25 protein-coding genes are annotated in these 21180 nt (G+C 42.4%); 6 read left to right on the top strand and 19 right to left on the bottom strand.

Annotated elements, in window-relative coordinates; translation table 11 throughout:
- Nucleotides 1–183 precede the first annotated feature (183 nt).
- Nucleotides 184–1323: a polysaccharide deacetylase family protein gene (locus tag IRB43_RS08390; RefSeq protein WP_203363012.1), complete on the bottom strand. Its 1140-nt coding sequence runs from the start codon at nucleotides 1321–1323 to the stop codon at nucleotides 184–186.
- 180 nt (nucleotides 1324–1503) lie between these two features.
- Between IRB43_RS08390 and IRB43_RS08385 the strand changes: the two genes are divergently transcribed.
- The 3 genes from IRB43_RS08385 to IRB43_RS08375 all read left to right on the top strand — a co-directional run bounded on the left by IRB43_RS08385 (nucleotide 1504) and on the right by IRB43_RS08375 (nucleotide 2175).
- The gene (locus IRB43_RS08385) at nucleotides 1504–1719 is read left to right on the top strand and encodes a DUF1659 domain-containing protein (protein ID WP_203363011.1); all 216 of its coding nucleotides are present in this window, start codon (nucleotides 1504–1506) and stop codon (nucleotides 1717–1719) included.
- A 15-nt stretch (nucleotides 1720–1734) separates the two neighbouring features.
- Nucleotides 1735–1953, top strand: coding sequence for a DUF2922 domain-containing protein (locus IRB43_RS08380; RefSeq protein ID WP_203363010.1), 219 nt, complete (start codon nucleotides 1735–1737; stop codon nucleotides 1951–1953).
- Nucleotides 1954–2034: 81 nt separating this feature from the next.
- Entirely contained in the window at nucleotides 2035–2175 is a 141-nt protein-coding gene (locus IRB43_RS08375; protein ID WP_203363009.1) for a YvrJ family protein, read from the top strand.
- Between the two features lie 36 nt (nucleotides 2176–2211).
- Here the strand turns inward: IRB43_RS08375 and IRB43_RS08370 are convergent, their stop codons facing one another.
- From IRB43_RS08370 to hpaI, 11 genes are read right to left on the bottom strand one after another with little or no spacing between them, the layout of a single operon-like run.
- Nucleotides 2212–2616, bottom strand: coding sequence for a 5-carboxymethyl-2-hydroxymuconate Delta-isomerase (locus IRB43_RS08370; protein ID WP_203363008.1), 405 nt, complete (start codon nucleotides 2614–2616; stop codon nucleotides 2212–2214).
- 1 nt (nucleotide 2617) lies between these two features.
- Entirely contained in the window at nucleotides 2618–3409 is a 792-nt protein-coding gene (locus IRB43_RS08365; protein WP_203363007.1) for a fumarylacetoacetate hydrolase family protein, read from the bottom strand.
- A complete protein-coding gene (locus IRB43_RS08360; protein ID WP_203363006.1) occupies nucleotides 3406–4056 on the bottom strand; it encodes a fumarylacetoacetate hydrolase family protein in 651 nt (216 codons plus the stop codon). Before IRB43_RS08360 ends, IRB43_RS08365 begins: the two co-directional genes overlap by 4 nt.
- 28 nt (nucleotides 4057–4084) lie before the next feature.
- Nucleotides 4085–5665, bottom strand: coding sequence for a sodium:solute symporter family protein (locus IRB43_RS08355; RefSeq protein WP_203363005.1), 1581 nt, complete (start codon nucleotides 5663–5665; stop codon nucleotides 4085–4087).
- A 6-nt stretch (nucleotides 5666–5671) separates the two neighbouring features.
- Nucleotides 5672–5785 (bottom strand): symporter small accessory protein, encoded by a 114-nt coding sequence (locus tag IRB43_RS18000; RefSeq protein ID WP_343070839.1) that lies wholly within the window; start codon nucleotides 5783–5785, stop codon nucleotides 5672–5674.
- A 23-nt stretch (nucleotides 5786–5808) separates the two neighbouring features.
- A complete protein-coding gene (locus IRB43_RS08350) occupies nucleotides 5809–6702 on the bottom strand; it encodes an adenylyltransferase/cytidyltransferase family protein (RefSeq protein WP_343070831.1) in 894 nt (297 codons plus the stop codon).
- Between the two features lie 26 nt (nucleotides 6703–6728).
- Nucleotides 6729–7202 carry a flavin reductase gene (locus tag IRB43_RS08345; RefSeq protein ID WP_203363004.1) on the bottom strand — a complete coding sequence of 158 codons (474 nt, stop codon included), beginning with the start codon at nucleotides 7200–7202 and terminating at the stop codon, nucleotides 6729–6731.
- Nucleotides 7203–7216: 14 nt separating this feature from the next.
- On the bottom strand, nucleotides 7217–8200 hold the full coding sequence (gene hpaD, locus IRB43_RS08340) for a 3,4-dihydroxyphenylacetate 2,3-dioxygenase (RefSeq protein WP_203363003.1): 984 nt from the start codon (nucleotides 8198–8200) through the stop codon (nucleotides 7217–7219).
- Between the two features lie 17 nt (nucleotides 8201–8217).
- Nucleotides 8218–9690, bottom strand: a complete 1473-nt coding sequence (gene hpaB / locus IRB43_RS08335; protein WP_203363002.1) for a 4-hydroxyphenylacetate 3-monooxygenase, oxygenase component — start codon at nucleotides 9688–9690, stop codon at nucleotides 8218–8220.
- A gap of 27 nt (nucleotides 9691–9717) precedes the next feature.
- Nucleotides 9718–11229: a 5-carboxymethyl-2-hydroxymuconate semialdehyde dehydrogenase gene (hpaE, locus tag IRB43_RS08330; RefSeq protein WP_203363001.1), complete on the bottom strand. Its 1512-nt coding sequence runs from the start codon at nucleotides 11227–11229 to the stop codon at nucleotides 9718–9720.
- A gap of 21 nt (nucleotides 11230–11250) precedes the next feature.
- Nucleotides 11251–12177, bottom strand: a complete 927-nt coding sequence (hpaI, locus tag IRB43_RS08325; RefSeq protein WP_203363000.1) for a 2,4-dihydroxyhept-2-ene-1,7-dioic acid aldolase — start codon at nucleotides 12175–12177, stop codon at nucleotides 11251–11253.
- Between the two features lie 187 nt (nucleotides 12178–12364).
- On the opposite strand from hpaI, the gene IRB43_RS08320 reads away from it, so the two are divergent.
- Both IRB43_RS08320 and IRB43_RS08315 read left to right on the top strand, forming a co-directional pair.
- Nucleotides 12365–13231 (top strand): LysR family transcriptional regulator, encoded by an 867-nt coding sequence (locus IRB43_RS08320; RefSeq protein WP_203362999.1) that lies wholly within the window; start codon nucleotides 12365–12367, stop codon nucleotides 13229–13231.
- Nucleotides 13232–13391: 160 nt separating this feature from the next.
- Complete coding sequence (locus IRB43_RS08315; protein WP_203362998.1) at nucleotides 13392–13571, top strand: hypothetical protein; 180 nt, start codon at nucleotides 13392–13394, stop codon at nucleotides 13569–13571.
- Nucleotides 13572–13606: 35 nt separating this feature from the next.
- Here IRB43_RS08315 and IRB43_RS08310 read toward each other — a convergent pair whose 3' ends face one another.
- From IRB43_RS08310 to IRB43_RS08290, 5 genes are all read right to left on the bottom strand, one after another.
- Entirely contained in the window at nucleotides 13607–14653 is a 1047-nt protein-coding gene (locus IRB43_RS08310) for a hypothetical protein (RefSeq protein WP_203362997.1), read from the bottom strand.
- 375 nt (nucleotides 14654–15028) lie between these two features.
- Nucleotides 15029–15253, bottom strand: a complete 225-nt coding sequence (locus IRB43_RS08305) for a TIGR04104 family putative zinc finger protein (protein ID WP_203362996.1) — start codon at nucleotides 15251–15253, stop codon at nucleotides 15029–15031.
- Between the two features lie 94 nt (nucleotides 15254–15347).
- Nucleotides 15348–15605 (bottom strand): small acid-soluble spore protein Tlp, encoded by a 258-nt coding sequence (locus IRB43_RS08300; protein WP_238941900.1) that lies wholly within the window; start codon nucleotides 15603–15605, stop codon nucleotides 15348–15350.
- Nucleotides 15606–15626: 21 nt separating this feature from the next.
- Entirely contained in the window at nucleotides 15627–15764 is a 138-nt protein-coding gene (locus IRB43_RS08295) for an acid-soluble spore protein N (protein WP_203362995.1), read from the bottom strand.
- 80 nt (nucleotides 15765–15844) lie between these two features.
- Nucleotides 15845–16012 (bottom strand): hypothetical protein, encoded by a 168-nt coding sequence (locus tag IRB43_RS08290; RefSeq protein WP_203362994.1) that lies wholly within the window; start codon nucleotides 16010–16012, stop codon nucleotides 15845–15847.
- 214 nt (nucleotides 16013–16226) lie between these two features.
- Here IRB43_RS08290 and IRB43_RS08285 point away from each other — a divergent pair, with 214 nt between their 5' ends.
- On the top strand, nucleotides 16227–18632 hold the full coding sequence (locus IRB43_RS08285; protein ID WP_203362993.1) for an S-layer homology domain-containing protein: 2406 nt from the start codon (nucleotides 16227–16229) through the stop codon (nucleotides 18630–18632).
- A 48-nt stretch (nucleotides 18633–18680) separates the two neighbouring features.
- Here IRB43_RS08285 and IRB43_RS08280 read toward each other — a convergent pair whose 3' ends face one another.
- Both IRB43_RS08280 and IRB43_RS08275 read right to left on the bottom strand, forming a co-directional pair.
- A complete protein-coding gene (locus tag IRB43_RS08280) occupies nucleotides 18681–19652 on the bottom strand; it encodes a bile acid:sodium symporter family protein (RefSeq protein ID WP_203362992.1) in 972 nt (323 codons plus the stop codon).
- Complete coding sequence (locus tag IRB43_RS08275; RefSeq protein WP_481748125.1) at nucleotides 19649–21046, bottom strand: FAD-binding oxidoreductase; 1398 nt, start codon at nucleotides 21044–21046, stop codon at nucleotides 19649–19651. Before IRB43_RS08275 ends, IRB43_RS08280 begins: the two co-directional genes overlap by 4 nt.
- Nucleotides 21047–21180 lie beyond the last annotated feature (134 nt).

Genomic DNA, 21180 nt, shown 5'->3' with positions numbered 1-21180 from the left:
TAATGATAATCATTATCATCACTTATCTCATCTTACACGATATGCACAAAGACGGTATGGCCTCCCACCCTTACCGTCCCCCCTCTTTTATGTATAAGTAATATGATAGCACCTCTTTAGAAACATCTGAGACCTAGAACTAGATCGGACAAGAAAAAAGCTACCCCATAGGGTAGCTTTTCTTTATAATCGCCCATCTTTCCAAAAGTTCTGCGTGACATGGGCTGATGGATTGTAGGCGCGTAATTCATATCCTTCTTTTTTCAAGTAATCTAGTATAGACGGCAACATATCTGCCGTTGCTTGTTTCTCATGCATTAAAATCACAACATGTTGATCCCCTAGCTTTTTTTGCTGCTGTATACCTGCTTTTATATTTTGCAAAATTCGTTGCTTCGAGCTTGGGCTATACTTCCAATCTAAACTGTCTACATCCCAATCCCATAAACGGTACCCTTTTTGCACCATCGCATTACGGTATGGCTGCTTTAAATAAGGCTTGCTCCCGTATGGTGCCCGAATCAACATAGATGATTGTCCTGTGACTTGCTTAATCGTTTGTTGCGTTTGATTCATTTCCCCAATAAAGCTTTGCGGAGATCGATATAGGCGATTGGCTTGATGCGTCACACTGTGTAAACCGAGATAATGTCCCTCTTTCGCTGCTCGTTTGGCAAACTCAGAATATTTACGGACGTTGGGCTCTATATAAAAGAAGGTTGCCTTCACTTTATGAGCGGTTAATGTATTCAAAATACTTGCCGAATAAGCATTTGGCCCATCGTCAAACGTGACATAAGCAATTGGCTTCTTAGATGGTGGATTTGGCTTGTTTTGATCAAAGAACGATTGATTTGCTTGAATAAATTCTTCGTTCGATAATCTTGCCCCCTGTGAAGAGTAGATTCTCACTGTTTGATACGAGCTTAAATAATCTGTTTTCAAACCGAAATGACTCGCCACCCAATGAACCCCAATATACGGTTCATTATTTTTCTTATAAATAATAGCAGGTGTTGTCTTTTGTCCGTTAAAGGAAGCTTCTTTTGTGATTTCATTAAAAACTAGCTTGCTTCCATTCTTCTCTAACGTATATGTACCGTCTTTTTGATTAAAGGATTGCTTTACATATAAAGCTTGATGCAGCTTTGCCATTGGTGCTACTGCCTGCCCATCGACAATGAACGCTTCCCCTTTTACAAACGGGAGCATCTTATCATGCAAGCCAAGATAAATTCCCTTTTCGTGCTCCGCTGCTGAAACGCTTCCAGCAAACATTAACACGAGGACACAAAACAAGAGCGACGAAGTCCATTTTTTCATTTTTTCCAACCCCTTCTACTTGGTAAAACCTGATAACCTATCATTTTATTTCTATTATACATAAAATATTACTATCATGTTACGAAATTAACAAAAAGATGACGAATTCTATGATTTTTCATAGAAAGTGTCCTTTTCTCTCTTGCTTTTCTATATAGAGGGTGAAAGGAGGTGATTCACATGGCAGAAGCAATGCTATCAAAATCCACTTTACGCCTAGTATTTGACCATGGAGTTGACGCAAAGGGTCAGCCGATTCTGAAATCGAAAACTTTCTCGAACATCGATGAAATGGCTACGGCTACTAGCTTACAAGCTGCAGCTCAAGCCATTGCTGCTTTAGTCAACAAACCGATGGTGATGATTACCCGCAACGATGTATCAGAAATTAACTAAAGGAGGCTAGAAAAAATGGCTAAAACACTTCAGCTTCAATTCACAACAGACCTTGGCAAAACGGCATCATTAACCATCGACGATCCGAAAGAGCCCATTGACCCTGCCCTAGTGAAGCAATCAATGGAAGCCATCATCGCCGCCAACGTCTTTAACTCCACAAGCGGAAAATTCGCAGCCGCAAAAGACGCCAATTTAGTTGACCGCACCGTCACCAACCTTGCGATCAACTAACTACTAACAGTCTATGCACAAATTAAAAAAGTGGGAAAGTCAGCTAGCCTGGCTTTCCCACTCTATGTGAGGAGGATCGAAATGGAGCAACTGCTACCCTTTATTCAAGATGTTGGCTTTCCGATCGCGGTCACCTTCTATCTTTTATACCGAATGGAAGCAAAGCTAGACGCGGTCATCCAATCCATTCAAGCATTGCCGGAGAAGATGCGAGAGGGATGAAAGAAAAGAGCGTGCCGTTTGGCGTGCTCTTTTCAATTAATGAGGAAAAGATTGACCTTTCTTAAATCGATTGTGGATATTGTTATGTTTGTAAGTACCTGCCTCACTGAACTCGATTACTTCCATTGACAATGCTAAATAACGGTTAGCGAAAAGGTTATTGAAATGTTGTTTCATCACTTGAAAAAGCTCATTGCAAACAGCTTGTTTATCAGCTTCAGACCGACCGGCTCCAATTTTTAATGTCATATGAACGAAAGCATCGTCCTCCATGCCATCTGCCACTCGATAGTCGTGCAGTTCAATTGCTCTTGAACGAATCCCACCAATCGGAAACAGATCACTGCGATTGATGAGGACTTGATGCAGTTGAGTCAATAATAGAGGAATATTTCCTTCTATTCTTATGTTATCTGTATATTCGATAATGATATGCGGCATCTTATCTCACTCTCTCATCAGCTAATTTGATGGCTAAATCCGATTGAAACGGTTCACCCCCAACCACTCGATTTACTAGTTGACCAATTCCTTCAATTTCTGAGATGACCTCATCACCAACTGCTGTATTCATCAGCCCTTTAGGTGTTCCTGTTAAAATGATGTCCCCTTTACTCAATGTCATAAAACTACTTAAATATTCAATTAAAAAAGGAATATCGAACACCATGTCTTTCGTATTTCCTTCTTGAACAAGCTGACCATTGACATATGTTTTTAAAGATAAATTCATTGGGTCTTTAATATCTTGCTTGTCAACGATCCAGGGGCCAATTGGTGTGGCTGTATCACGGTTTTTCACCTTTAAATTCGGACGGTAGTAATTCTCTAAATAATCACGAAAAGCATAATCATTAGCAATTGTGTAGCCATCTACCACATCATACGCTTCTTCTCGCTTAATATTTCGAGCTGTCTGTCCAATAACGACCGCTAATTCACATTCATAATGCATATACTCCACGTCTGCCGGACGGCGTGTTTGTCCACGATGCCCGATGAATGTGTTTGGGCCCTTTAAAAAAACTAATGGTTCATCCGGTGCCTTAAACGCTAACTCTTTTGCATGATCTGCATAATTCAATCCAAGAGCAAACACAGTCCTCGGCTGAATGGGAGGTAACCAAACCACCTCATTCTCACCCACTAGTCGCCCATCGTTTAACAGTAGCTTTCCTTTCTTCTCAGTAGCCTCATGGATCGCACCAGCATAAGCCACTCTCGCTCGCTTCATCTGCACTCCTCCTCTGGAACGACCGTATTTTCTAAGAAACCGACTTCATCAATTTCAATACGTATCCGATCTCCCGCCTTAGCCAATGGAGGCTGTTCAGGTACACCGACAAGTAAAATATCCCCTGAATATAACGTCATAAATTCCGTAACATCCGCTAGTAAGCGACTGATGGAACGAACGAGATTAGCTGTTGTATTTTCTTGACGTAACTCCCCATTGATCCAAACTCGCACGCCTAAGGAATCAGGATTCGTAACAGCCTCTTGTTGGATCATTTGTGAACTAATTGGACAAAACCCATCGCGCGCCTTTTGTTTAATCGCTGGACGATAGAGGCTCTCATGCGGGATACTGACATCGTTCACAACAATATATCCCTCAACGAATTGTAGCGCTTCCTCCTCGCTCACTTTTGTAGTTGTCCGATTCATCACCACTCCAAGACATGCCCCAACTTCTAGCTCCAGCACACCTTTAGGTAACGGAATCGGTTTTCCATGTTCATTCAGCGTATTAGCTGGCTTAATATAAAGCACAGGAGCTTTGGGCGGTGAATTGTAAGGTGCTCCATTGACCGCTTCCCCCAATGCAACTAGAGCACCTTTATAATTTAGAGCCGTTCCATATATCGTACCTGTTGTCATCCTTTACACCGATCCTTTCCCAGTAGAATTACACCGTTTCATTTTTAAGCGGCAGGTCTATTGTATGTTGTTCCTGTTTCGTTAATAAGCTAACAGCCACGAACACGAAAGCAGAAAGCGGAAGAGCATAAAATAAAGGATTAATATGTGTCATCGGAAAGGCAAATAATGTATCTTTGCCAAACAAGGCTTTTGATAAGCCAATGGCAGTAGCTTCTTTCCCATGAAGAAACAAAAAACCAAAAATACTGCTAGAGAACCCAACCAGCATACTTGCAATCGCCGCAACTCTTGTCGATCTTTCCCAAAAGAACGCACCGACCATCATTGGTAGAAAACCAGCGGCACACAAGCCAAACCAAAGAGAAGTAGCTTGAGCAATGACGCCAGCTGGTAAAACATAAGATAAAGCTACGGCTGCTACAATCCCAATAAGTACCCCCACTCGGGAAGCGTCCATACCAAATAAAGAGTTCACTCCGTAACTTTTTAAAATATCATATCCAAATGCTGAACCTTGAAGATGGATTAATGAACTGATCGTTGAAATCGCCGCTGATAACAACGTAAGTGTAAATAAATAGACAAACCACTCAGGCATTAAATGATTAATAAACATCGGAATCACTAAATCGACATTTCCTTGTGCTACATTGATTGAAATATCCCCCAACTTCTCTTTAAAATAAAGATTACTAATAGGGCCAATCATATAAGAAGCACCTGTCATAAAGAAAATAAACACACCGCCAACAAGAACAGAGCGATATAACGCTTGGTTATTTTTCACTGTCATAAATCTCATCGCCAGTTGAGGCTGAGCAAGCACACCAATCCCAACTCCCATAATGATCGTACTGACAAGTGTCCACCAAATGGGCGATCCGAGCTCAGGCATAGAGGTCCAACCGCGATGTCCTTGCTCCACTAAAGCCTGTGGAATAAGGTCTTTCATCGCCGTCAACTCCGTATGGCCCTTCATGATCCCACCGACCGACTGATAACTCATAAACAAAAAAATAGCCATCCCAATAAACATAACAACCGCCGCAAACGCGTCCGTGTACATCACCGCTTTAATGCCACCACTCAACACGTATAGACCAACAATCACCGCTAATATAAGGAGAGCTACGTTATAATTCATTGATAAAGACTCTTGTAAGAAACGCCCACCTCCGACAAGAACAATGCTCGTATATGCTGGCATAAAAACAAAAATGACGATTCCAGAGAGAACGGTAATAAACCTTGACTGGTATCGTTTTCCTAATAATTCAGCAAACGTATGCGCCTCAAGTTGAGTAGATACTTTGCGAATACGGGTGCCAAACAACACAAATGAAATAAATACACCAATCACAATGTTTAAAAAACCAAGCCATAACAGCCCGAATCCCTGTACAGCTGCAACCCCGCCAAAACCAATTAGAGAAGAGGTACTAATAAACGTCGCGCCATAAGAAAGTGCCATCACTGTTGGGTGAGTTTGTCGACCTCCAACTAAATAATCAGCTTCTGTTCTCGTTGTTTTATATCCATAATAGGCAAGCGCCGACATAATCAATAGATAAATTAAAACAATCGGAATCAATATCGCTAAATTCATTCAACATCACTCCTCTTCTCCACGATTCCACATGACAATTCCAAATACCACGCAGCCAACCATCGACAACAAGGTCCCCAACCAAGCAATTGTGATCATCGGATCTTCCATTCCTAGCATTTTTGCCACCCCTTTCTCCGTGCTTAAATGACCCATTCATCTTTATACGTATATTCCGATATCCCATACGCTTCATTCGTTTGTTCATACCAAGATTCTATCCACTTGATACGAACCTTCTTATTTTGTGTATCAACAAAGCAGTGCTTCAACTGAATGAGCAAAGATGTATGTGAATCACTTACCGTCATTTGTTGACAAATTCCTTCGTATACATATCCATCCAATTCAATCTGAATATGATAAACACCTAGCTTCGGCATTCGATAACTTTTATCAACAACGACCTTCAGAAACTGATGACTTTTATAAAAAAGAGAGCGCTTCTTCACTTCCCCTTGTACTTCATAAAAATCTCCAAGAAGTTTCGGGATGGCTGTAACTAATCCATTGGCTAAAAGATGGCGAATCGCAGTTGAACTGACCTTTTCACCTTCATGCTCCACTTTAGGCATCGTCGTGACAGTAAATATTTCACTCCCTGACTTTGATAGCGTTTTCATATTTCCTGATCCTTTAGCACCGTAATGATAATCAAAGCCCGCTACGACATGTTTGCAGTTTAGAGCTTGAATGTACTGTTCGACAAAATCTTCCGCAGAAAGACGAGCAAACTCCGGAGTAAATTCAACAACAAATAATTGATCCACACCAAGCTCTTTAAAGCGTGCTTCTTTTACTGACAACGGTGTTAAATACGTCATCGGCTCGCGATCAGGAGACAACACCTCTTTCGGATGAGGAAAGAAAGTCATCACGCTAAAGGTCAATTGATGCTGCTTAGCGATTTGCTTCGCTTTTTCTAGTAGTCTTTGATGCCCCGCATGAACACCATCAAAAAAACCAAGGGCGAGAACACACGGGTCTGGATGGATACACAAATGAGAAATCGGATGTTTCATATAAATGGTCTTCACTGGTTGTTCTCCCCCTTCGTAAGAAATTAAACGAACTGTTGGTTGGTGATTCCCCCATATTTTCCTTTGTAAAAGGTCAATGGCGATCCTTCACGAACAATGATTTCCTGTACTTCTCCAATAAACAAGGTATGATCACCAGCTGTTTGCTCACTGTACACACTGCAGACGATCGCAGCAAGTGCCTCTTTCATAACAGGCATCTCGCCTAGTCGACTAAATTCTACCGGTTTCTTATCTTTGAGCTGACCAGCAAACTGCATCGACACTTCTTGCTGATTCTCCGATAAAATATTAACAGCAAATTGACCAGCCTGTTGAATCTTATCTAGCATTTTTGCTTTTTGTCCAATCGAAATCATCACTAGCTTCGGCTCCAAAGAAACTGACATAAAAGCATTAGCCGTCATGCCGTGCACTTCTCCATTTAACTCTGTTGTAATGACGGTGACACCCGTAGCAAATGTACCCATGGCATTTCTAAATGTACGATCATCCACCTAATAAACCTCCCTTATAACATGAATTCCGGCTTTCTCTGAGCCAATGTAGGAGCCGATACTTGAATTTCTTCTCCTGTTTCAATATCTAAAAATGGCGATGTTTCATTGAACCAGCTATCCGGTGCTTTACTTCCCCAAAATGTTTGTCGGCGCGGATCATTTAAGTCCCAACGAATCGGTTCAAAATCTGGATCACTTGTTAAATAGTCACCATTATACAATTCAATTCGATACCCATCCGGATCTCTTAAATATAAGAAGAAAGCGTTAGATAAACCGTGGCGTCCCGGTCCTCTTTCAATATTCGCCGCATAGCCAAGAGAAGCTAATACGTCACAGCAATGAATTAAAGCTAATGGGTCCGGTAGCCAAAAAGCGATATGATGCAGACGAGGCCCTGGGCCATTCATGAACGCTTGATCATGGACAGATGGCTTCCGGTGCAACCAAGCCGCCCAGATGCGGTCGTCTTCTGTCGCTGTGTACTCCGAACAGGCAAAGCCTAGCTCTTTTATAAAGAAATTATAAGCTTTCTCCACATCTGGAACCGCACAGTTCACATGGTCGATCCGCTGAATTCTTGCCCCTTTATATTGATCATAGCGTTGAAGCATTCGCTCTGCCCGATCCATTTGACAGAAAAATTCAATCGGCATTCCTGAAACGTCATGCACATGAAGCGCTCGCCTAACTGCGTGCTGTGTCCCTGCTTCTAACCACTTTGTTTTCAGTCCTTTTGACTGAAAAAGTTGATCCAGCTTATCTAAATCCTCTTCTTTCTGTACTTTATACCCAAGAGCATGCACCCCTGGTGTTTCTGATTTTTTCAACACTAGACTGTGATGTGTATGTTCTTCAAGCCCGCGTAAATAAATATGTTGATCGTCACTTTCCGTTTCAATAAATCCTAAAGCGTCGACATAAAATGCTCGTGAACGCTCGAGATTTTTCACATTAATGACCGCTCTCGCTACTCTAATAATATTGAAATCCATCTTTATCCCCCTCTTTTTTAGCCATTGTTGACAAGCTGCTCAGAACGGTCCAAAAACTCTTTCACACGATCAACATATTCCTGCTTTTCGTAGCCGTTATATAAAGCGCTTGCCATTCGGACTGGATCTCCGAAAAAGAATCGTTCATATAAGGTTTGTCTTGAACCAAAGGCACTCATACAGACATCCCAAGCAAGGCGATACAATTTCACACGTTGATAAGCGTCACTATTGGCTGCCTGTAAATATTTATCCAAATCCGGCCGAATCTCCGAATGAAAAGCGGCTTCTGATGGAATCGCCATTAAGCCACTCGCACCAAGTAACTGCATAATTTCGCTAAAGCGTGGATAGATTTTCGGATAGTAATTACGTGCAATATTCAACGGCGTAAAATCAGGTGTCATAATGCCCCATTTATCCATTTTGGCATTGGCTTCAGAAGCAGCTACATGCGATTTCACGGTTTCTAAGGCAATAATTACTTCAGACATTTTCTCTTGAACATGCTGAAATTGACCGATATTGATCGTCTCCACCATTAACTGCAAAATACCAAGTATAAATTCTGTTTTTGCCACGTTTTTTGAGACGACTTGGTGAGTCATATGGACAACCGCATTACTTTCGTTATACGCTTGGTTACATACATTCACATCTCCAAGAGCAAACACGCGATCCCATGGAACGACGACATCATCAAAGACAACAATCGTGTCCATCTCTTCAAAGCGCGAACCAAGTGGATGGTCAAAATTTGATTTTCCGTAATCAAAGGATTCGCGGCAAATGAATTTCAACCCTGGCGTATTATTCGGGATGGAAAACGCATAAGCATACGGATTTTCTTCATCTGACTGCTTTAATAGTGTTGAAGGAAACACCATAATCTCATCAGTCATTCCACCTTGAGTCGCAAGTAGCCTGGCTCCGCGGATTACGACTCCTTCTGACGTCTTTTTCACAATGCGAGCAGCAATATATGGATCAGGTAGCTGAGCAGAATTGACAGCACGATTCACTTGCGGCTGAATTAATGTATGAGTTAAGGACAGATCATTTTCTCGACAATATTCATAGTATTGGGCCATATTTTTGGCGTAAAAAGGGTCTTGCTTCCCGAACATTTCAGAAGCTGTTCCATATGCCATCATGCCGACATTAATATAATCTGGGGATCGCCCCATCATGCCACCATTATGCTTCGCCCATTCCTGCATCATTTTGCGACGCATCGCTAAATCTTCTTTTGTTTTTGGCTGGATAAAGGACGTGCCTACGCGCTCCTTCGTAGTCGGAGATTCATAGGTCATAAACTCACTTTTTTTCGGGTCATGTTGCATGTCATACAGCTCCGCTTGAGATTTCATCACCCCTTTAAAAGCGGGATGCTCAGAGATTTTCCCCTTCACCTGCTCTCCGTCAATCCAAATATTCGCCTGGGCTTGATCCACTCTTTCAATATATTGCTGACCTGTTTTTGCTGGCATAGTATCTCTCCTCTCGAAATTATCTACTTATTTGCCAAACTGGGGAATGTGGTGATCACGGATTGCCACATGAATGACTTTTGGCTCAGTGTAAAATTCGAACGCATAATGTCCACCTTCTCTGCCGATTCCACTATCCTTCATTCCTCCAAAAGGAATACGAAGGTCGCGAACGTTTTGAGCATTCACCCAAAGCATACCGGCCTCAACCTCCTGTGCCACACGATGCCCTCGCTTTATATCATTCGTCCAAACATATCCCGCTAGGCCGTAACGAACTTGATTGGCCGCTTCAATCACTTCTTCTTCTGTTTCAAATTCAATGACTGCCATCACTGGACCGAATATTTCCTCTTGACACACTTTCATTTCATTCTTGGCATTCAATAATAGCGTTGGCGGTACGAAATTTCCTGCTTTCACCTCTTCAGGAACGACACCTTGCACGACTTCACAGCCTTCTTCTTTTGCGAGCTCAATATACTGATTCACTTTATTAAAATGTTCTTTTTCAATTAATGGTCCTAGCTGAGTATCAAGATTTAGTGGGTCACCAATTTTGATATTAGCCACCCTTTGTTTCAATTTTTCTACAAACTCACCTTTAATCTTCTTATGAAGAAAAACGCGTGAGTTGGCTGTACAGCGTTCACCGTTAAAAGAGAAAATCCCCCACACAGCGGCATCTAAGGCTCGATCTAGCTCCGCATCCTCAAAGACGATCAGCGGCGATTTCCCTCCTAACTCCATCGATGTTTTCTTCAACGTATCGGCAGAATTTTTGATAATGATGGAGCCTGTCGTCGTTTCACCAGTAAATGAAATAGCTGAGACATCCGGATGAGCAACCAATGCCGCCCCTGCTGTTTCACCAAAACCATGAACAACATTGAACACCCCTTTTGGCAAACCGGCCTGATCCATTACTTCCGCTAATTTATTGGCTGTTAAAGGCGATAACTCAGCAGGTTTTAACACCACCGTGTTTCCTGTCGCTAACGCTGGTGCCACCTTCCACGTTTCTAACATAAATGGCGCGTTCCAAGGCGTAATCAATCCTACTACTCCAAGCGGTTTATACACCGTGTAATTAATGAACTCGTCATCCACCGGATAAGATTCACCATGAAGTTTTGTTTGTACCATTCGGGCATAGAAACGAAAATTTTCAGCCGCACGTGCCGTCATTTTTCTCGTTTGACTGATTGGAAGTCCCGTATCTAACGATTCCAAATAAGCGATTTCTTCGACTTTTTCATCAATCAAGTCAGCAATACGGTTAATATATGTCATTCGTTCGGCTAGCTTCATCCTCCCCCATGCACCTTGAACAAAAGCTGTTTTCGCCGCATTCACCGCTTGATCAATATCTTCCTTGCGCCCTTCTGCAATTTGATTGATTACGCCGTTCGTAAAAGGATTGACATTTGTAAACGCCTCGCCTGATTTGGCATCTACAAACTCACCATTAATATATAAAGACACGTCATTAACTTGTTGATGGGTTAATGCATGTTTGCTAGTTGCTTGCACTTGCATCTCCTCACTTCCTTTCCATACTTACTTTGAAGCTGTCGGTTCTGCTAAATCGACATACTGTTTCAAGACATCTCGGATCTCATTTTGTAATGATTCATTCGGTACATCCATCGGCTTTCTAAGTACCGGCTTAATTTTCCCCATCATCCCAAGCGCCGCTTTGACTGGAGCTGGATTCGTATCCTTAAACAACACATCATTGAGCGGCATCAACTCATAATGAAGATTTAATGCTGTTTCGATATCTCCTTCTTCCCACGCATTATGCAATTGGGCTACTTTAGCCGGTTCCACATTCGCTGTCGCACTAATGGAACCACTACCGCCGATGGTTAACATTGGATAGCACAGTAATTCAATACCAGAGAATAAGAGAAAATCTCTTCCACAATGCAGCAATACACGATTGACATGTTCAAAATCTTTATTAGATTCTTTCGCTCCGATAATGTTCGGACAATCCTCTACTAATCTCTTCATCGTTGCAACCTCTAAATTCACGCCTGTTCGTCCCGGAATGTTATACAAAATGATCGGAATGTCCACGGCATCAGCAATCGTTTTGAAATGTTTATAAAGGGCATGCTGTGACGGTTTATTATAATAAGGGACGATCACCATGGCCGCATCCGCCCCCATCTCTTGAGCAACTTTCGTTAAATGTAAGGCCTCCGCGTGATTGACGGAGCCGGTTCCCGGAGCAAAAGGCACGCGTCCGTTAATCGTTTGCATCGCTGTCTCCATCACTAGCTCCCGTTCTTTGACCGTTAATGAACTTGGCTCTCCCGATGTACCAGTCACCGAGATTCCGTGACTGCCACTATTTATTTGCCAGTTAATTAACTGCTGAAATGTATCAAGATCTAAACTTTCATCCTCATGAAATGGAGTAATGACAGGGGCAATGGATCCTTTTAACCTTTGCTTTATCTCTTGAATATTTGACATGTGTATCTCTCCTCTTCTCCCTTAGTTTTTTCACCATAAACCACCATATTTAAAAAATAATTCAAGATATTTGAAAAATAGTGGAATCGCTTTCAAAAATAATTTATCATGATTGATAGAATATTAAAAATATTAAAAATATTTGATTGGCATATAAAAAACATATGGTGACAAGGAGGATGTTTAATTGGATATCAGGCAACTCCGTTATTTCAAAGCGATCGCTGATGAAGGACAAATTACAAAAGCGGCCAAAAAACTTCATATGGCTCAGCCTCCACTCAGCCAGCAATTAAAGGCGATGGAAAAGAATCTTAATGTTTTATTATTCGAAAGAAATGGAAGAAGTTTAGAATTGACGGAAGCAGGCAAAGTGCTCTATCAAAAAGCAATGGAGCTTCTCAACTGTATGGACGAAACAATATTAGAGGTAAAAGAGGTGGGCGAGGGGCTGAATGGCGTGCTTTCCATCGGCTCGGTGAAAACTTGTTTTTCTTATATTCCTGAGCGCTTCCGACTTTTCAGAGAAAAATATCCATTGATTACTTTTCAGTTAAAAGAAGGCGATTCCTCTCTTCTAGCCCAATATGTAAAAAATAGAGAAGTCGAGCTAGCGATTGTCAGACTTCCACTGGACATGGAATCTTTCTCCTTTCTTCCTTTACCAGACGACCACTTCGTTGTTGTCATACCAGAAGGCTGGAATTATGATCAACACATCAAGATGGAAGAGTTAGTTGACATTCCCTTAATGCTCTTGCATCGAGTCAATGGCGTTGGTCTTTATGAACTGGTAGTCGATCATTGTCGACAGCATGGATTCAAACCAAATATTATTTGTGAAGGCTCTGATGCATCCATGCTTTTATCCCTTGTCCGAACTGGTTTAGGTGCTGCCATCCTGCCAAAATCCACCTTGCTCTCCTACCCAACAGAAGGATTAAAAACACTCACCATCCAAGACTGCACCATCCAATCAGAATCTGCCGTCATCTGGCTTAAAGATCGCTATCTATCAAAAAAAGCGATTCGATTTATTGAAACTTTTAAATAATGAAAGGTCAGAAAAATTTAAAACAATTCACATTTATGGAAATGTTATAGAAACATATAATTTGCATTCCATAAATGGTTAACGTATCCTAACCGGTACAGGCATTCTATTTTCTGGAATGCTATGATTTAAAAAATATAGAATAGGAGTGTTATATAACATGGCTAAAAAAGATAAGAAAAACAAAATCGAAGAGGTATTAACGAAGAAAGACAAGAAGAAGGCGGACAAGAAAAAAGCTGAGAAAAAATTAGCAAAGAAAAAAGCGGAAAAGAAAGCGGACAAAAAGAAAGTAGCTAAAAAGCAAAATAAGAAGAAAAGCGGTAAAAAAGCAGCATAATGAAGAAAACCAACTAAGAAGAGAATATTCTCTTCTTAGTTGGTTTTGGTAACCACCGCTACAAATTCCTCCGGTTGATCCAGCTTCAAGTACACTTTTTCAACTTGTTTGCTAAATCCATACAAATATTTCACCGTGAGCGGCTCGTTTAATTCAATGACGATTTGCGGCTCAGGCTTTTCAAAATCAACGTACATACCGTGAAAAGCGGTTGTATCTTTTGGATGGTACTCCCCTGATTCGGGGCGACGAATCGAACGAATTGCTTCCACTGGTACCGTGATTCGTTTCATAAGCCCAATGGGAATAATGATTTCATGAGAATCTACTGTGATCCGATTGAGCCGAATCGCTTGAATCTCCCCGATAAAAAAGAGTACACCGTACACATTGAACACCAGCAAAACCCAAGAAATGATGGGACTTACTGAATGAAGCAACCAATGCACCCCCACCGTCTCAAGGACGATCGCGTGGATCATCATCACATAAAAAGCGATCACACTCGTCTTTTGATGGGCGGTAAAATGTTGGGGGGATGTCGGCGCCTTTTGCTTCCAGCTTCCAAATGCATGTTTCAGCATCACCCATTCAGACACCACTATTTGTGCCAAGCGATTTCCCGAAAATTTTTCATCTGCTTGCTGCAAAACCGCCATCGCAGGTGTGAAACGTCCAGCCTGTTGCTGCGCCTCAGCACGAACACTTCTAATAAATTTCACCACTTTAACAATGAGCCATATTTCTACGCTGAACAAAGCCACTTCTCCAGCGGCTAGCACCCAGCCAATCCATTCCATTCCGTCTAATCGCTCAGCTGGAATCATCATTTTAGCTGCCAAATAGCCAAGAAACGCCACGCCAATGATCGGAACAACCGACCATTTTTTGCGAAGAATTAGGAAATAAGTTAGTAAAGGAAGGACAATCACAAAGTCAACTAGCGACCCAATCGTCATCCCACGCACATCCCCACTAGAAACGGTTAACAAATGATGGGCCGAATAATTGCCAAGTATGATCACTCCTGCCAAGAGAAAAAACCACATCCACTTTGGCTTTAACTTCTCTACTGGTTGCATAAAAAATACCCTCCCTTTATCGGCTATGTATTCGTTTTCATTGTAACACGGCAGCAATACCGTTTATTTAGAAAATGAGGATATTTATAGAAAATAATTAATAAGCGACCGATAGCAAGACCAGAATGTTTGCGCGAAGGCCGAATCCTCCTGCATGAGGGCCGAATCTCTCGCACGAAGGCCGGATTCCTTCGCGTGAAGGCCGAATTTTCCGCACGAAGGCCGGATTCCTTCGCATGAGGGCCGGATTTTTCGCGCGAAGGCCGAATCCTCTCGCGCGAGGGCCGGATTTTCCATACGAAGGTCGATTTCTCTCACTCGAGAAGCCAAATTGCTAAAAAGGCAACTTGATTTCAATCATCAAGTTTCCTTTTTTTACCAATACGGTTCCTTCTCACTACTCAACTCCACAAACGAGGGGAAAAGTAAAATAAGAAGAAAAACCGGACTCCAATACGTTAACGTCAGCCGATTGGTTGTTTTAGCAGAAATATATTGCTTCACTCCGCAATACGGACAAGCAAGACCATTTTTGGAAAACGCCACTCGCCAAATCTCTCGCATTTTCCATTTGTGTTGACAACTTTGACAGCAGGCCATCACCAATCCCCCTTTTTTCCTTTTTATACGGATCATTCATGCAAAAAGTTTCGCACAAGTAAAAACTCCCACCGCTACGTGTGGGAGTTCAACCTTATAAAAAGGATCGCTCTTCTTCGATCTCTCGCTTAAATCCTTCTATGCTTTCTTTTCGTCTCGCATTATTTTCTTTAATTTTCTCGATTTGTGCCGCGCTTTCAGCATGATCGAGCGACTCATTCGCCTCATGGATATTATCTACTGTATTATTAATCATCCGCTCCATGTCAGCGATTTTGTAGGCACGTTCGTTCGCTTTTACTATGTTCTTTGCGGTGTTCTTTTTCATTTGATCCTCATTTGAGTGGCTCATCTCATTCCCTCCAAGTAAGTATCATGATCCATTGATGACATCTGGCTGTTTTCCTGACTTGTCTTGCATTTTCTTCCCTTTATTGCCGCCGGCTGCTCTTGGCTGTGTGCCTAATTGATTCGGCGTGAAATCTTTGCTATTTCTTTTTGGATTACCCACATGAATCACCTCCTACCACTAATATGCCCTGTTGGCGCGGAGATATTTGTGCAAACCCAAAAGAAAAAAACCTCCTAACATTAGGAAGCTTTTCTCTGTTCGATCATATTCACAATAGGCAGCATCACAATGACAATCAAAATCATCGTACTGGTAGCTCGATCACCATAAAAATTGCTGGTAACAATGTCATAACAACACAATCCAACGACGAAGGAGATAAAGATACATGTTATAACTAGTTTCAATCGAGCCACCACCTCTAATTAATAATGATTTTCATTATCTTTTATAATCATAAATGGAGCCATTTGGATTGTCAAGCACATCCACTCATTTATCAATCAAGTTTTTGCAAATCCTTAAAGATTAGTTAACATTTTTTACATCTGGAACATACTTCCTTAACAATCTGATGATAATTTAAAAGAAGCAAATGATTATTCAGGAGGAGTATGATCTATGAAATCAGTTAAATTATTGATGGCCACTGCAGTGACTGCCACGCTTGCGGCACCGGCCTTAACACCAGCCGAAGCGGCGCCTGCACCAAAAGCAGCAATTAAAAGCATGTCGTTCACAGGAATGGAAGCACCAAAAACAATTGACGAAATGGTAAGTGCCTACTCTAAAGCTTCCATAAAAGTTACATATACAAACGGAACATCGAAATCATTCCCATTATCATACAAAGAATTATACAAAACAGAAGATCAGCTAATTGGCGAAAATGGCGATAAATTTGCTGCTGGTACGCCCATTGATGTTAATGGCAAACCGATTACGGATATGAGTGCCACAGGACAGCCTGTTCATTACATTTCGGATGCACCGGATGCGAACAGCTTATTGCGTCCAATCAATGGTCAAATGTATCTCGTTTCTCACTTAGAGTATACGTCGCAAGACCAAGCTGGAAATGGCGCTTGGAGACGTGTCCCTGCTTCGATGACATTAACAAAGCTCTATCAAAACAAGAAAACAGGCGAATTAAAAGTGATGGCAGCTGACAAAGTGGATTTTGCTGAGGCCAACGGTTTATGGGTGCCATGTAACGGATCACTCACACCATGGAATACACATCTTGGTTCCGAAGAATACGAACCGGATGCTCGCCAATTTGAACTAGAAGAAGTAATGCCTGCGGATCAGCGGACGGATAAAACAAATACGCGCGAATTTACGAAGCTTTATTTCGGAGATGACAAACACGCGAATCCTTACCAATACGGCTTCATCCCAGAAGTGACAGTCGATAAAAACGGCGAATCGAAAGTCGTCAAGCATTACAGCGTAGGCCGCCGCTCCAACGAAATTATGCTGATGATGCCAGACAACCGCACAGCTTACTTCGGCGATGACGGCGACTACACGATGCTATTTATGTATGTCGCTGATAAAGAAAAAGACTTATCTGCCGGCACTCTATATGCAGCTAAATTTAATCAAACAGGAACAAGTAATGGCGGTTCTGGAGACTTAGAATGGATCGAGCTTGGCCATGCGACAGATGATGAAGTGGAAACACTTGTTGATCAAAACTTGAAATTCAGCGATATTTTCGAAACATCTGATACACCGAAAGAAGGATTCACTACCATTAAACAATACGCATCAGGCGGCGGAGATTATGATCGCGTGGAACACTTAAAAGTCAAGCCTGGTATGGAAAAAGCAGCCGCTTTCCTTGAATCACGACGTTATGGAGCGATGTTGGGTGCAACTTCTGAATTTAACAAAATGGAAGGTCTCGCACTGAATGCAGCCGATAAAAAAGTCTACATGGCGATTGCCGACCAAAGCAAAGGAATGGAGAAAGATGCTAAAGGGGCCGATCCAACCGACCATATGCAACTTCCGAAAATGAAGTCTGGGGCAACCTATGAATTGTCTTTAACTTCCGGGCAGAAGACTCAAAGCGGAACAGCCATCAACAGCTCTTACGTAGCCACATCGATGAACGGATTAGTCATCGGGGAAGACTTAAAAACACCAGATGCATACGGCAACACAGCCCATGTTGACAAAGTAGCAAACCCTGACAACTTAAGCTATTCCGAGGAACTTCGTACAGTATTTATCGGGGAAGACAGCGGCATGCACACAAATAACTATGTATGGGCATATGAGCTAGATACGAAACAATTAAGCCGTATTCTATCTGTCCCTGCAGGTGCGGAGGCAACTGGCTTACAATTCGCTGATGACCGAAATGGCTTCTCATACATTATGAGCAACTTCCAGCATCCAGGCGATGAAGTAGCGGATCGCGCCATTACAGCCGTCAACAAAGATCAATTAGTACAAGCAATGAAAGATTCACCGTATGGCATTTTAAAAACAGGCGCAGTTGGGTACATCCACGGCCTGCCAACAACTAAAGCACTAGCACCTATGCCGTTTAAAGATGTCCCTGCTAACTATTGGGCACATACGTACATTGCCGACCTATACGGAAAGAACATTTTAAATGGTACGACACAAGACAAATTCTCACCTAGCGCTAAGTTAACTCGCTATCAATTTGCTTCCATGTTGGCCCGCTCACTGGATCTGCCTGGAACAGACGAAGTGAAAGCCGCAATGGAAAAAGGCTTATTGAAAACGAAGAAAGATGGCGAATTAAGCCGTCAAGAAGCCGCGTGGATGCTGATGAAAGCCTACGAAATTCATTCGGATACAATGATCAAAAGCGCCAAGAAAAACTTTAAAGACGCTGATCAAATCAGCAAAGAATATCAAGCAGCCGTCGCAGCAAGCGTCGATCACGGGTTCATCTCTGGATTCCCTAACGGAACATTCCAGCCAAAACAATCACTGACACGCGCGCAAGCAGCCAAAATGGTTAGCTTAATGCTACAGAAATAATCACATAAAAAAAGAGAGTGACGTTGCTTCACTCTCTTTCTTTATATATTAAGCTCGACGGCTCTTCAGCGGGATAGAAACTTCCGCCTCATTATTAGCCGGCTTTTTCGACCAATATGTCGCCAAGATCGGTCCGGAAATATTATGCCATACCGCTCCAACGACACTCGGCAAAGCAGCTAATGGACCGAAATGGGCGGTAGCTAAGGCGACGCCAAGTCCAGAGTTTTGCATGCCCACTTCGATCGAAATGGCACGGCGATTGCTTTCATCGAGACCAAGCATGCGGGCGGTCAAGTAACCTAGTAACAATCCGAACGCATTATGTAGCATCACCGCGATAAAAATTATCAGTCCCGCCGTTGCAATCGTATCCGCATTCCCTGCAACGACCGCGGATACGATCATCATAATTGCCAGAACGGAAATGAGCGGAATGACTTGAATGCTTTTATCCACAAAGGTTGGGAGAAACTTTCTCACCGTCAGACCTAATACAATGGGAACAATAATCACTTGAATAATGGACATAAACATCGCCATCGTATCAACCGGCATCCACTGGCCAGCTAACAGGAATAAAATAAACGGTGTCGCGATCGGCGCCAATAAAGTGGAAACGGACGTCATCGCAATGGACAAAGGCACGTTCCCTTTCGCGAGATATACCATGACGTTTGATGCCGTTCCTCCTGGGACTGAGCCAAGCAAGACGAGTCCTGCGGCTAATTCCGCTGGCAAGTTCAATAAATAAGCAATGGCAAAGGCGGTGAGCGGCATAATCACAAACTGAGCACACACTCCAATAATGACAGGAAGCGGATTCGTGAAGATGATTTTGAAGTCAACCGCTCTCAACGTTAGACCCATGCCGAACATCACAACACCTAATAAAATCGTGATATAGCCTTTAAATACAAGAAACGGAGCCGGAATGAAGAAAGCAAGTAAGGCAGTGACAATCACCCAAATGGCAAAGTATTTTCCGGCAAGATTGCTGATCGCTTGTAAAAATTTCATACATTCACCTCTTCCGCTTTCCTTTTTACGATTTTATTGGGATTTAACAAAGCAAGTGGGTCAAGTGCGTGTTTGATTTTCTCCATCACAAGCAACGCCTTGCCGTGTTCTTTCTCTTGATATTTCTGTTTGCCGACACCCACGCCGTGCTCCCCTGTACATGTGCCGCCACGCTCAATCGCATACATCACGATTTTTTCATTTAACTCATCAGCTTTTTGCTTCTCTGTCTCATTGTTCATATCAATCATTAACAACACATGGAAATTCCCATCACCGACGTGACCGACAATGCCGCCAATCAATTCCATCTGATCAAGCTCTTCCCTCGCATGATGAATCGCTCCTGCTAATTCAGAAATCGGCACACATACATCGGTAACCATCATCTTTCTACCTGGATACCCATGCACATAGGCGTAAGCTAAATTATGGCGCGCTTCCCATAACTGCACGCGAGCCGCATTATCCGTTTCAAACTCGATTCCCTCACATTGAAATTCGGCCACAATTTCCTTCATAAAGTCCACATCTTGCCGCAAACCCGCTTCATTTCCGTGAAACTCTAAAAATAATGTTGGCTGTTCTTTATACGACGTATCGCTATGCTGATTGACTTGCTTCATGGACACTTCATCCACAAGCTCCACTCGGGCGATCGGAATCCCCGCTTGCAAAATACCGACCACGGCTCCAACTGCTTCATCGACTGTTGGGAAAGAAGCTCTCGCCGCCATAATATATTCAGGAATGCCATACACACGAAGCGTTAACTCGGTAAAACAACCTAACGTCCCTTCTGACCCAACAAATAGACTATTTAAATGATAGCCCGACGATGATTTCGCCGCTAAATTTCCTGTATGTATCACCGTACCATCCGCTAGTACCACTTCTAAATCACGTACTTGATCACGCATAACACCATATTTGACGGATGTCGTTCCGCTGGCATTTGTCGCCGCCATCCCTCCAAGTGTGGCATCAGCCCCTGGGTCGACCGAGAAAAACAGCCCATGCTTTTTCAGCTCTTTATTCAATTGTGAACGCGTGACCCCTGGTTGTACACGAACGAGAAAATCCTCTGCTCTCACGTCTAAAATTTTGTTCATTTGCGAGAAATCCATCGTGATGCCTTGATCATACGGAATGACATGCCCTTCTAAGCTCGACCCCACTCCAAATGGTACAACCGGCACTTCATATTCCGTCGCAATTTTCATGACCGCACTCACTTCTTCTGTCGTTGTTGGAAACACCACGACATCTGGCACACTCGCCGCATGATAAGATTCATCTTTGCTATGCTGATCTAAAATCGTTGGGTTGACGGATACTTGCTGATCCGAAAGAGCCTCTCTTAACGCTTCAACCCATTGTTTATTTGTATTCATGTTCATTTCCTCCACCTTGAGATATACTACACTAGAGGTCTAACCAAACGAAAATTGGTCCAACCTTTTTCACTATTGTACTAAATTATCAGAAAAAATCAATAATTAAAATATTTCACTAAATTAGGTAGAAT

The organism is Bacillus sp. REN10, from assembly GCF_016820555.1.
In the GTDB taxonomy this organism is placed as follows: domain Bacteria; phylum Bacillota; class Bacilli; order Bacillales; family Domibacillaceae; genus Bacillus_CE.
The sequence above is the reverse complement of the archived record's forward strand: the minus strand, read 5'-3'. Positions and strand labels throughout refer to the sequence as shown.

What these genes read in the sequence shown, in the direction of transcription:
- IRB43_RS08390 (WP_203363012.1), bottom strand. Translation starts at nt 1,323, where the DNA reads ATGAAAAAATGGACTTCGTCGCTCTTGTTTTGTGTCCTCGTGTTAATG.
- IRB43_RS08385 (WP_203363011.1), top strand. Translation starts at nt 1,504, where the DNA reads ATGGCAGAAGCAATGCTATCAAAATCCACTTTACGCCTAGTATTTGAC.
- IRB43_RS08380 (WP_203363010.1), top strand. Translation starts at nt 1,735, where the DNA reads ATGGCTAAAACACTTCAGCTTCAATTCACAACAGACCTTGGCAAAACG.
- IRB43_RS08375 (WP_203363009.1), top strand. Translation starts at nt 2,035, where the DNA reads ATGGAGCAACTGCTACCCTTTATTCAAGATGTTGGCTTTCCGATCGCG.
- IRB43_RS08370 (WP_203363008.1), bottom strand. Translation starts at nt 2,616, where the DNA reads ATGCCGCATATCATTATCGAATATACAGATAACATAAGAATAGAAGGA.
- IRB43_RS08365 (WP_203363007.1), bottom strand. Translation starts at nt 3,409, where the DNA reads ATGAAGCGAGCGAGAGTGGCTTATGCTGGTGCGATCCATGAGGCTACT.
- IRB43_RS08360 (WP_203363006.1), bottom strand. Translation starts at nt 4,056, where the DNA reads ATGACAACAGGTACGATATATGGAACGGCTCTAAATTATAAAGGTGCT.
- IRB43_RS08355 (WP_203363005.1), bottom strand. Translation starts at nt 5,665, where the DNA reads ATGAATTTAGCGATATTGATTCCGATTGTTTTAATTTATCTATTGATT.
- IRB43_RS18000 (WP_343070839.1), bottom strand. Translation starts at nt 5,785, where the DNA reads ATGCTAGGAATGGAAGATCCGATGATCACAATTGCTTGGTTGGGGACC.
- hpaD (WP_203363003.1), bottom strand. Translation starts at nt 8,200, where the DNA reads ATGGATTTCAATATTATTAGAGTAGCGAGAGCGGTCATTAATGTGAAA.
- hpaB (WP_203363002.1), bottom strand. Translation starts at nt 9,690, where the DNA reads ATGCCAGCAAAAACAGGTCAGCAATATATTGAAAGAGTGGATCAAGCC.
- hpaE (WP_203363001.1), bottom strand. Translation starts at nt 11,229, where the DNA reads ATGCAAGTGCAAGCAACTAGCAAACATGCATTAACCCATCAACAAGTT.
- hpaI (WP_203363000.1), bottom strand. Translation starts at nt 12,177, where the DNA reads ATGTCAAATATTCAAGAGATAAAGCAAAGGTTAAAAGGATCCATTGCC.
- IRB43_RS08315 (WP_203362998.1), top strand. Translation starts at nt 13,392, where the DNA reads ATGGCTAAAAAAGATAAGAAAAACAAAATCGAAGAGGTATTAACGAAG.
- IRB43_RS08310 (WP_203362997.1), bottom strand. Translation starts at nt 14,653, where the DNA reads ATGCAACCAGTAGAGAAGTTAAAGCCAAAGTGGATGTGGTTTTTTCTC.
- IRB43_RS08305 (WP_203362996.1), bottom strand. Translation starts at nt 15,253, where the DNA reads ATGGCCTGCTGTCAAAGTTGTCAACACAAATGGAAAATGCGAGAGATT.
- IRB43_RS08300 (WP_238941900.1), bottom strand. Translation starts at nt 15,605, where the DNA reads ATGAGCCACTCAAATGAGGATCAAATGAAAAAGAACACCGCAAAGAAC.
- IRB43_RS08285 (WP_203362993.1), top strand. Translation starts at nt 16,227, where the DNA reads ATGAAATCAGTTAAATTATTGATGGCCACTGCAGTGACTGCCACGCTT.
- IRB43_RS08280 (WP_203362992.1), bottom strand. Translation starts at nt 19,652, where the DNA reads ATGAAATTTTTACAAGCGATCAGCAATCTTGCCGGAAAATACTTTGCC.
- IRB43_RS08275 (WP_481748125.1), bottom strand. Translation starts at nt 21,046, where the DNA reads ATGAATACAAATAAACAATGGGTTGAAGCGTTAAGAGAGGCTCTTTCG.